General features: G+C 67.3%; 9 protein-coding genes and 1 pseudogene. 6 read left to right on the top strand and 4 right to left on the bottom strand.

Going from position 1 to position 10638, the window contains the following annotated elements; all coding sequences use genetic code 11:
• Nucleotides 1–450: 450 nt before the first annotated feature.
• The 5 genes and pseudogenes from ASC95_RS29820 (at nt 451) to ASC95_RS08360 (ending at nt 4727) form a co-directional block, all read left to right on the top strand.
• Nucleotides 451–765 carry a transposase gene (locus tag ASC95_RS29820; RefSeq protein WP_082567618.1) on the top strand — a complete coding sequence of 105 codons (315 nt, stop codon included), beginning with the start codon at nt 451–453 and terminating at the stop codon, nt 763–765.
• Between the two features lie 91 nt (nt 766–856).
• Nucleotides 857–1204, top strand: a complete 348-nt coding sequence (gene tnpB, locus ASC95_RS08375) for an IS66 family insertion sequence element accessory protein TnpB (RefSeq protein ID WP_057297300.1) — start codon at nt 857–859, stop codon at nt 1202–1204.
• A gap of 62 nt (nt 1205–1266) precedes the next feature.
• Nucleotides 1267–2838, top strand: a pseudogene (locus tag ASC95_RS08370) (IS66 family transposase).
• Nucleotides 2835–3353 (top strand): hypothetical protein, encoded by a 519-nt coding sequence (locus ASC95_RS08365; protein ID WP_057297299.1) that lies wholly within the window; start codon nt 2835–2837, stop codon nt 3351–3353. Before ASC95_RS08370 ends, ASC95_RS08365 begins: the two are co-directional and overlap by 4 nt.
• A gap of 492 nt (nt 3354–3845) precedes the next feature.
• The gene (locus ASC95_RS08360; protein WP_235537825.1) at nt 3846–4727 is read left to right on the top strand and encodes a UDP-2,3-diacylglucosamine diphosphatase; all 882 of its coding nucleotides are present in this window, start codon (nt 3846–3848) and stop codon (nt 4725–4727) included.
• Here ASC95_RS08360 and asd read toward each other — a convergent pair.
• The 3 genes from asd to ASC95_RS08345 all read right to left on the bottom strand — a co-directional run bounded on the left by asd (nt 4714) and on the right by ASC95_RS08345 (nt 7896).
• On the bottom strand, nt 4714–5631 hold the full coding sequence (gene asd / locus ASC95_RS08355) for an archaetidylserine decarboxylase (RefSeq protein ID WP_235537823.1): 918 nt from the start codon (nt 5629–5631) through the stop codon (nt 4714–4716). The genes ASC95_RS08360 and asd overlap by 14 nt on opposite strands.
• A complete protein-coding gene (locus ASC95_RS08350) occupies nt 5631–7157 on the bottom strand; it encodes an aminotransferase class III-fold pyridoxal phosphate-dependent enzyme (RefSeq protein WP_369820595.1) in 1527 nt (508 codons plus the stop codon). The genes asd and ASC95_RS08350 overlap by 1 nt, the downstream gene beginning before the upstream one ends.
• A gap of 124 nt (nt 7158–7281) precedes the next feature.
• Nucleotides 7282–7896 carry an Mpo1-like protein gene (locus ASC95_RS08345; protein WP_057297297.1) on the bottom strand — a complete coding sequence of 205 codons (615 nt, stop codon included), beginning with the start codon at nt 7894–7896 and terminating at the stop codon, nt 7282–7284.
• Nucleotides 7897–8008: 112 nt separating this feature from the next.
• On the opposite strand from ASC95_RS08345, the gene ASC95_RS08340 reads away from it, so the two are divergent.
• A complete protein-coding gene (locus ASC95_RS08340; protein ID WP_057297296.1) occupies nt 8009–9250 on the top strand; it encodes a glycosyltransferase family 1 protein in 1242 nt (413 codons plus the stop codon).
• 10 nt (nt 9251–9260) lie between these two features.
• Here the strand turns inward: ASC95_RS08340 and lplT are convergent, their stop codons facing one another.
• Nucleotides 9261–10532: a lysophospholipid transporter LplT gene (gene lplT / locus ASC95_RS08335; RefSeq protein WP_235537821.1), complete on the bottom strand. Its 1272-nt coding sequence runs from the start codon at nt 10530–10532 to the stop codon at nt 9261–9263.
• Between the last annotated feature and the right edge of the window lie 106 nt (nt 10533–10638).

Here is a 10638-nt window from a genome sequence, read left to right as displayed (position 1 = left end):
CCGATGATAGTGCGGATTCCCGTGTGAAAGTAGGTCATCGTCAGGCTATTTACCCCTCAAAACCCCTCCAGCCTCGGCTGAGAGGGGTTTTGCTTTTGGTGCGCCCAGCATGGGCGCACTCTTGCGGGTGCAAGTCCCGCCGTAAGTTGGTCACGACGAACGAAGCGAAGCGCAACTGCATGAGGGCGACCGAGTGTGGGGAGGAAGCGTGGAGCGAAGCTGCGAGCCGATGGACAAGAACCGGATAGAAGGCGGTGCCGACCAGGGCGAGCGGGCCAAAGACCGCGAAGCTCTCGTGATCAAAGGTCAGGCGGCGTAGATCCGGCGGTTGTGCAGCGAAGGAGGTAAGCGTGGCCTCACGGCCCCCTGGCGTGGCGGTGATGTCGTGAGCAAGATCGGCTGATCCTGCGCGCCCGAGATGGTGTGCATCAGGCATCGCAAGCGCACACCATGGCCGATCAAGACACTCCCTCAAGGCGCCGCCGGCGCGACCACAGCCCCGAGCTCAAGCGCGAGCTTGTCCGGCAATACCTGCTGCCCGGCGCGTCGGTCTCCAGCATCGCGATGGCGCATGGCATCAACGCCGACCTGGTGTTCAAGTGGCGCCGTGAACATCTCGCTGTCGAGGCCTCTGGCTCAGGACCTGTGCAAGCGTCGGCGCCGCAGCTGCTGCCGATCACGCTCGCCTCGGCCACGCCGAGCGACGCGTGTCGGCACCTCCCGTGCCCACATCGTGCGCGACCCGCACCACCGCCGGCAGCATAGAACTTGACTTCGCCGGTGCCCGGCTGCGACTGCGAGGCGCCGTCGACCAGGAGAGTCTTGTGGCGCTGCTCTCTGCGTTGCGCAGCCTCGCATGATCGGCCTGCCATCGGGCACGCGCGTGTGGCTCGTCGCCGGCCACGCCGACATGAGGAAGGGCTTCGACGGCTTGGCCGCCGTGGTGCAGACGGCACTGGCGTCGAATCAGTTCGACGGCCATGTGTTCGTCTTCCGGGGTCGGCGCGGCGACATCATCAAGGTGCTGTGGTTCGACGGCCAAGGATTGATGCTGCTGGCCAAGCGCCTGGAGCGCGGTCGCTTCGTCTGGCCGCAGGCCGTTGACGGTCGCGTGGCACTGTCCGCCGCACAGCTGTCGATGCTGCTGGAAGGCATCGACTGGCGCATGCCGACTCGCACGACCTCACCTCAGTTGGCTGCGTAGGCAGTGTCTTCTCGGGAGTGATCCCAATGCACGCGCGCTGACCCTGTCGCACACTGAGGTCCGTGCCGCAAGACACCGACCCGATCAGCCAACTGCCCGACGACGCGCAGCTGCTCAAGCAGCAACTGCGCGTCAGCGCCAGCGAGGTGCAGCGGCTCAAGCTGATGGTCGACAAGCTCAAGCTGCAACTGGCACGCCGAGTGCGCGCGCAATTCGGAGTCTCCAGCGAGCGATTCGATCTGCAGGCCAGCCTCATCGAGCCGGTGGCGTTGGAGCAGCTGCCCGTGCGCAAGCCCAAGACGCCGGCCGCCAATGCCGGCAGCGTCGACCGCAGCCCGCCCGAGCACCTGCCGCGCGAGCAGCGCGAGATTCGTCCTGACACCAGCGCCGCGCATCACGACGCCGCTGGCCAGTCCTGCGGCTGCACCGCCTGCGGGGGCCGCCTGCGCAGCATCGGCGCCGACGTCTCGGAGCACCTGGAGTACGTGCCGGCGCGCTTCAAGGTCATCCGCACCGTCAGGCCCAAGCTGGCTTGCACGAAGTGCGAAGCCATCTTCCAGGCCAGCGCGCCGAGCCGGCCGATCACGCGAGGCCTGGCAGGGCCTGCGCTGCTGGCCCACGTGGCGGTGTCCAAGTATTGCGATCACTCACCGCTGCACCGCCAGAGCCGTGCCTATGCCCGCGAAGGCGTCGAGATCGACCCCAGCACGATGGCCGGCTGGGTGGAGCAGGTTCACACCTTGTTCGACCCCTTGCTTGCGGCGCTGGGCCGGCACGTCCTGCACGCGGCCAAGGTGCACGCAGACGACACGCCGGTCAAGGTACTGGCGCCAGGCGAAGGCAAGACCCGCACCGGCAGGCTGTGGGTCTATGTGCGCGACGACCGGCCCTCGGGCGACAGCGCGCCGCCGGCCGTCTGGTTCCGCTACTCGGCCGACCGCAAGGGCGAGCACCCGCAGCGCCATCTGCGCGACTTCCGAGGCATCCTGCAGGCTGATGCCTACGGTGGCTGGAACGCGCTCTACGACCGTGGCCACGTGGTCGAAGCGGCATGCTGGGCTCACGCGCGACGGCCGTGGTGGGACCTGTACGAACAGCACCGCGACGACACCGGACTGGCGGCGCAGGCGCTGTGCCACATCCAGGGGTTGTATGCCGTCGAGGCGGACATCCGCGGCAGTCCACCCGAGGTGCGACGCCAGCAGCGGCAGGCCCGGGCCGGCCCGTTGTTAGAGAAGTTCCAGCTCTGGCTGCAGGGCGTGCTGACCCAGGTGTCGACGAAGTCGGAGTTGGGCAAGGCGGCCCGCTAAAGCCTGGCGCGCTGGAAGGCGTTGACGCGCTACGTGGGCGACGGCCGGATCGAGATCGACAACTCGGCCGCAGAGCGCGCGTTGCGAGGCGTGGCGCTTGGGCGCGGCAACTACCTGTTCATGGGCTCGAACGCGGGCGGCGAACGCGCGGCGTCGATGTACAGCTTGATCGAGACCGCCAAGCTCAACGGGCTCGACCCCGAGGCCTACCTGCGCGACGTGCTGCTGCGCATTGCCGACCATCCGGTGAACCGGATCGACGAGCTGCTGCCCTGGAACATCGCCAGCCAGGACGCCGACGAAGAAGTGCGCGCGGCGGCATGAGCGGGCCGAGCCTTGATCCACGGCTGCTGGACGTCCTTCACCAGGCCAGCAGCCTGGAGTTGTTCCAGCTCAGCACGCTGATCGAGCGACTGCTGGCCGACCCGCGACGCATCATCGCGGTCCGCAAGGACATGCACCTGGGCCAGACGGTGCGCTTCCTCGACTGGCGCGATGGCAGCCTGCGTGAAGGCAAGGTCGTGGCCCTGCGCGACGCCCAGGTCACGCTGCAAGACCTGCGCGAGCGCCGCGAGTGGAAGCTGCCCTATGCGGCCATCGAGCCGCCGGCGCCGAACGCCGCGGCGCGACAGGCCGAAACCGCGCCGGCGCCCACAGCACCTCGACCCACGCGCAACGACTTCCGCTGCGGCGAGAAGGTGGCCTTCGAGGACAAGTACCTCAACACAGTCGTCGGCACCATCATACGCATCAACGAGCGCACCGCCAGCATCGATCCGGGTGACGGCACCAAGTGGCGCGTGGGCTTCGGGTTGCTGCGCCACGTGCTCGATATCTGAGCTACTGCGCTTCCGTCAAGAGGGCCGTCAGGCCACGCTTACTGAGCTGCCAGGCCGTGGAGCTGAAGTCGCCCGTGGCCACCGATGAAGCGCGACTACACGCTGCGCGACTTCGGACGTTCGGCCCGCTTCGCGGCCTGCCCTACCGCCTGATGATCAGGACTCTGCCCACGCTGTCGACTGGGCGCACGTGGGCTGTGCGCGCCTATTTCACGCGCTCGAGGCGCTGAAGGGGCAGCTGGCCGATTCCGGCATCGATGCCGAAGCCGCCCGGAGCGACCCGGCCTGGAAGAATCGCCTCAAGGCCGAGAACGACGCGGCCATCGCCGCCGGCGTGTCGGCGCGCCTCATCTCATCGGGGACGGCGAACCCTTCTGGAGCAATGACCGCCAGGTCCAGATCGATCGTTGGCTGGGCAGCAGTCCGCTCAAGGGTATGAGCTGAGCCACACGTTCACGGTCGCGTCATGAGTGGCGGGCAGCATGCATGCCCATGCCGACGACGCAAGACTCAGCTGCCGCCGACACGCCCACGCTGTCGGTGCGAACCGTCTGGATCTCTGACCTGCATCTGGGCACCCCCGGCTGCCAGGCCAAGGCCTTGCTCGACTTCCTGCGTGACGTCGACTGCGAGACGCTCTACCTCGTGGGCGACATCATCGATGGCTGGCAGCTGCGCCGCTCCTGGTACTGGCCGCAGGCACACAACGACGTCGTACAGAAACTGTTGCGCAAGGCGCGCAAGGGCACGCGGGTCATCTTCATCCCCGGCAACCATGACGAGTTCGCGCGCAAATACCTCGCGCACAACTTCGGCGGCGTCGACGTGATGGAGGAGGCCATGCATGTGACGGCAGATGGCAAGCGGTTGTGGGTCACGCATGGCGATCTGTATGACGGCGTCATCCAATGCGCGCGGTGGTTGGCCATCGCTGGCGACCTGGCCTATGAGTTCACGCTCAAGGTCAACCGTTGGTTCAACCGCATCCGCGCCAAGTGTGGCCTGCCGTACTGGAGCCTGTCGCGCTACCTGAAGCACAAGGTCAAGCGCGCGGTCAGCTATATCAACGAGTTCGAGAACGCCGTCGCGCGCGAGGCCCGCAAGCGTGGCGCGCACGGGGTCGTCTGCGGCCATATCCACCATGCCGAGATCCGCGAGATCGACGGCATCCTCTACTGCAACGACGGCGACTGGGTGGAAAGCCTGACGGCCCTCGTTGAGCATTTCGACGGCCGCCTCGAGATCATCGACCGAGGCGACGAAGCGGCGCTGCCGGGTATGGGTATGCTGCCGGCGCCCAAGTCCGCGCCCGTGGTGCTGCCAGTGCCGGCGACCGCGAAGGCTGCGGCACCAGACACCGTCAGCTCAGTCTGAGCAGTGCCTGACCGGCGCGGATCTGCACGCCGGGCGCAATGCCCTCTGCCAGCTCGAACCCCTGGGGCACGAAGACGATGATGGTCGAGCCGTGCTCGAACCAGCCCATTTCCTGGCCTTTCACGTGCGGCGCCAAGCAGGGCATCTCGTTCGCGCCTTTGCGGCCGAGATGCAGCAGCACGTCGAGGAAGTGCAGGCGGATGCTGGCCACCAGGATGGCCGCGACTGGCACCAGCGCGATCGGATGGCCGCTTGAGAGCGTCATGCGCACCACGGCGCGCTCATTGCGGCAGAACAGCCGCTCCACGCGCTTCAGCGCCACCGGGTTCACGTTCCAGGTGTCACCGCTGAGGTAGGTCACATGCTCTACCGTGCCATCAGCCGGTGCATGGAAGCGGTGGTACATCGCCGACGTCAGCCGCAGCGTGACGAAGCGGCCGTCCTCGAAGGCGCTGGCGTCCTGCGTCGGGCCGAACAGTTCCTCCGTAGCGTACGGGAAGCCCTTGGCTTGGTAGACCATGCCGCGCTCCACAACACCGGTAGCGCCAATGATCGCGTCGCTGGGGCTCGCGAACACGTCCTGCCGCGCGTCGAACACGCGCGAGCCGGCCTTGAGTTCACGCGTGAAGCAGTCCTTCAGCGAGCGGAAGTCGGTGTGCTTGGCCTCGCTCAGATCCAGCGGAATGAACCACCGCCATACAGCAATCGTCAGCTTCGTCAGCCGCGGGCTCTCGATGCGCGAGAAGCGGCCCATCAGCTTCGTCAGTGCGATGCGCGGCACTCGGTTGGTCAGCAGGAAGTTCAAGTCCTCCTGCGCCACCAGCCGCTTGAACCAGCTCGGTCGGGGCCGGCCGCGTTCGTTCATCCCGCCGTCCAGCGCGGGCGATGCTTCGTGGTTTTTCATCAGAACTTCTGGCCCAGCATTTCTCGGAACACGCTGCGGCGGATGGCCTTGGCCGTGAGCTCGGGCGCGGTCCACCACCAGCCGTCGGCGCGCATTTCGTCGCAGGCGGCGACGAAGCAGTCCATGACCTCGGCGAATTCGGCATCGCCATAGTTCAAGCTGAAGATCAACCGGCCCGTGCCCACCCAGCTCAGCGCCAGGCCGTGCTTGCGCAGATAGAACTGCAGCATCCAGTGGTAGCGGCCGGGCTGGTCGTACATCACGGTCCAGATCGTCGACAGATTGGCCATGCACACCGGCGCGCCGGCCGCCTGCAGGCGGGCGTTGAACTGGGCGCAGCGCGCGTTCCAGCGTGCGTCGAGGCCGTCGTATAAGGCCTTCACCTCGGGGCGCTCGATGCGCTTCAGGAAGGAAGCCATCGCCGCCACTACATAGGGGTGGGCGTTGAAGGTGCCGCGCGCAAAGCAGATGTCGGCGGGGCGGTCCTCGCGGTAGCGCGTCATCAGCGCGCGACTGCCACAGACGACGCCGACCGGCAGGCCGCCACCCAGCGTCTTGCCGTAGGTAACGAGGTCGGCCTTCACGCCGAAGTACTCCTGCGCCCCACCGGGCGCCAGGCGGAAGCCGACGAAGACCTCATCGAAGATCAGCACGATGCCACGCGCGGTGCAGACCTCGCGAAGCCGCTTCAACCAAGCCGTGTAGGCCTCGCGGTCGTAGCTGGCGCGGCGGCTGCCGTCGATGAGCGCCGAGTCGCCGGGTGCGTTTGCGTTCGGATGCAGCGCCTGCAACGGATTGACGAGCACGCAGGCGATGTCGCGCCGGGTGGCCAGCACTTTCAGTGAGCGCTCGGCCATGTCCTGCAGCGTGAAAGTCTCGCGTGGCGGCAGCGGGTTGCCGGGACCGGGCTGAACGTCTTCCCACCAGCCGTGGTAAGCCCCGGCAAAGCGCACCAGGCGCTTTCGCTTGGTGTGATAGCGCGCCAGCCGCGCGGCCTGCATGACGGCTTCCGTGCCGGACATGTGAAAGCTGACCTCCTCATGGCCCGAGATCGCCTTCAGCCGCGACAGCGCCTCAAGCACGCCGGGGTGGTAGGCGCCGAGCACCGGGCCCAGTTCGCTCACGGTTGCCGCTGCCTCGGCGATGCATTCCTTGTAGGCGTCGTAGCCCAGCACGTTGACGCCGTAGGAGCCGGTCAGGTCGAAGAACCGGTTGCCGTCGAGGTCCTCGACCTGCACACCTTCGCTGTGCTGCAGGAATGCGCCGACCTTCAAGTGCTCGCGCAGCACCGGGCTGAACTGGAAGGGCACGCGGTAGCGGCCGGTGAAGCGCAGGTCGGCGATGGTCTCGCGCGCCTGCTCTGTGGCCGCGAGCGTCTTGGCAAAGCGGCGGTCGAACTCGGCACCAAGGCGCTGAAGCGCGGCGCGTCGCTGAGCGGCGACGTCCGTCGGTGCGCCGTCAGCGGCGAAAAACTGCGCCTCGTCATAGGCATAGCCTGGCACCCAGCGCGCCAAGCGCTTGGCCATGCGCGAATGCCCGGCCAGTGAGCGGTGCTTGGCCCGCGACAGCTCAATGCGCCGTTTGACCGCCGGCAACAGCGCGAGCACGCCCAAGGCCAGTGCCGAAAGAGTGAGGGTCTCGTCCATCAGCTCAATGCGCCTGCTGGCCCACGTGGTCCATCGGATCGATCAACTGCCCGCGCAACAGGTGCAGCGGTGCCTTCCAGTAGAGCAGTACGTCATGGAAAGGATCGGTGATGATCTTGAAGCCCCAGGCGAAGCCCTGCACCAGGTTCTGTGTGATCCACAGTTGCACGACGCGGAACACGAGGCCGGTCACGCCGAGGCAGAACCAGGCCATGCCGACGTCTTCGATGAAGCCCTGCAGGCCCACGGCAGGTTGGATCAGGCCGCCGAGCGACGGCGACAACCACAGCACCAGCGGCAGCGCCACCCACACCGACATCAGCACGATCTTGCGGCGGATGTTGTAGCCAATCTTGATCTCTTCCTTGTACTCGTCTGTGGCCTGGTTGACATGGTCGTAACCGCGCGGCTCGAAGAAGAAGTGACCCGCCTGGCGCGTCGTCATCGACACGCACCAGGCCAGCAGCGCCGACCACGCAGGGTTCACGAACAACAGCACATACGACACCAGGAAGCTCAGCGCGCTGATCAAGTGCAGGCTCTGGTTGATGCGGCTGTGGTGGTAGTAGCGATGGTCGTCCCAGCGCTGGGTCTTCAAGGTTTGAAAGAATTCGTTCACGTCCCGTCCTCGTGTTGGGTGGCAAGCGCCGCGATGGTGGTCTGCTTGCGTGAAATCGGCGTGACGGTCGGGTTGTCATCGTGCTGTTGCAAACGCTGCCGACCATGCGCTCATGAAAACCGCAACCGACGCCGACGACATCCTGGTCGACGACCTGCCCGCGCCGCGCCATTCGCGCCGTCTTGCGGTCGTCACCGAGACCTATCCGCCGGAGGTCAACGGCGTCGCCATGTCAATGGCTCGCGTCGTGGACGGCCTGAACAGCCGCAACCATGATGTGCAGCTCATCCGCCCGCGCCAGCCAGCCCGGCTGGGCACGCAGCCTACCGGCAAGCCCGCGGTCGACGAGGTGCTGACCAAGGGCTTGCCCGTGCCGCTTTATCCCAACCTGCGCATGGGCGTGCCCAGCAAGCGCAGCCTCGTGAAGCTGTGGTCGCTGCGCCGCCCCGACGTGGTTCACATCGCGACCGAAGGGCCGCTCGGTTGGTCGGCACTCCAGGCGGCCCAACACCTGTCGCTGCCCGTCACGTCGGACTACCGCACCAACTTCCACGCCTACGGCAAGCACTACCGACTGGGCCTGCTGTCCAAGCCCATCATGGGCTACCTGCGCAAATTTCATAACCGCTGCGATGCCACCATGGTGCCTACCGAAGCCATGCGTGTGCTGCTCGCCGAACGCGGCTTCGAGAGACTGTCGGTGGTCGGCCGCGGGGTCGACGCGCAACGCTTCGACCCGGCGCGGCGCAGCGCCGCAATGCGGGAAAGCTGGGGCGCCGGCCCTGACGACCTGGTCATGGGCTATGTCGGCCGCCTGGCTCCGGAGAAGAACCTTGGCGCCGTGCTGGCCGCCTACGAGGCGGTCAAGGCGGCGCAGCCGCGGGCGCGGCTCGTGTTTGTCGGCGATGGCCCGATGCGAGCCGAGCTGGCCTTGCGAGCGCCTGATGCTGTGTTCGCGGGTCAGCGCAGCGGCGATGACCTCGCGGCGCACTACGCTGGGCTGGACCTCTTCCTGTTCGCCAGTCTGACCGAGACCTTCGGCAACGTGACGACGGAAGCGATGGCCAGCGGTTGCGCAGTCATCGCCTTCGAGAGCGCTGCGGCGGGTGAACTGATCCGTAGCGGCGTGAATGGCTGGCTGGCAGGCCAGGGTCAGGACGAGGCCTTCGTCGCCGCGGCGCGCGTGGCTGCGATGGATGGGAATACCCGCCGCGTGGTAGCCAACGCTGCGCGGACAACGGCACGCCGCCTGGATTGGGCCGATATCACGGCGCGCTTCGAATCGGTGCTCGAAGTCGCGATCGCGCGCGCCGAGCCGACCTTCGGGTTGGCGGGCCTGCAGGCCCTGGCCTGATGCAGCCCTGCTAGGCTCGCTGGCGCGACGCCAACCGGATGAGTGCCGCGATGGTGATCGCAACCAGGATGCCCAACCCGCTCAGCGTCCAGCGAACCGGCACGCCCGTGGCTTCGCAACTGGCATAAGCGGCGAGCATCGCCAGCACGCTCAGGTTCTCGTTGAACCCCTGCACGGCGACCGACCGCCCCGCACTCAGCAGCGTGGCGCCGCGATGCTGCAGCAGCGCGTTCAAGGGCACGACCATCGCGCCACCGACGGCGCCGACGAGGGCCAGCATGACGGCCGCCGTCGCCACTTCGCTGACCTGAGCCACCAGCGGCATCAGCAGCCCCAGCGCGACGCCGGCCCACAAACCGTGCCGGGCCTGATGAAGCGCCAGCCAGCGCCCCGCGGCCGCCGCGCCGCCGATGACGCCCACTGCCACGGCCGCCTGCAGATAGGCCGCCTGGCTCAAGGGCAGCGCAAGCGCCTCGCCAGCCCATCTCAGTACCGCGAACTGCAACGTTGCACCGACGCCCCAGAACAGCGTCGTCGCCGCCAGCGACAAGCCACCCTCGTGGTCGCGCCACAGCTTGCAATTGGCGGCGCGGAATTCGCGCAATAGCGTCGCCGGGTCGTGCGCAGCGCTGCGCTGTCGCCGTCCGCCATCCACGATGCCGGCATTCAGCAGGCTGCTGACCGCGTAGATGACGAGCAGGGCCGCGAGCGAGCCGGTCAGCTTGTCGGCCGGCAAGTCCAGGCCATCCCAGAAGTCGGCCGTGCCCGAGGCCAGCCACAGGGGGCTGACCAGCGCGCCGCCCAGCACGGCGCCCAGCAACGCCGCGGAGACGACGCTGATCTCTATCCAGCCGTTGGCCTTCACCAGCGCATCGGGTGCGGCCATCTCGGTGATGAGCCCGTACTTGGCCGGCGCATAGGCTGCAGCGCCCAGCCCGACCACCGCCAGCGCCGCCACCGGGTGCAGGCCGAGGGCCAGCAGCGCCAGACCGAGCATCTTCACAAGGTTCATGGCCGCCATCACGCGGCCCTTGGCGAAGGCGTCGGCCAGCGGCCCGACCCAGGGCGCGAGCAGCACATAGGCGGCCATGAAGCCAAACTTCAGCAGCGGCGCCCACCACGGCGGCCAGCCTTGCTGCGCGAGCAGCGCGATGGCGACGATGAGCAGCGCGTTGTCGGCCAGCGCCGAGGCGAACTGCGCGCCGATGACGAGGCCGAAGCCGCGCGGCAGGGCGGAGCGTGCAGCGCAGAGTGAATGAGCGTCGGAAGAGGTGGCGTGCACGGATGCCGCACTGTGACGACGCGGCGTGAAAAGGCGATGACGCGACCGGGTTCAGTGCAGCAAAGGGCGGTGATGCGCTTCGACAAACGCACTCATCGCCGCGTGG

This window comes from Pelomonas sp. Root1217, from assembly GCF_001425705.1.
GTDB lineage: Bacteria > Pseudomonadota > Gammaproteobacteria > Burkholderiales > Burkholderiaceae_C > Pelomonas.
The sequence above is the reverse complement of the archived record's forward strand: the minus strand, read 5'-3'. Positions and strand labels throughout refer to the sequence as shown.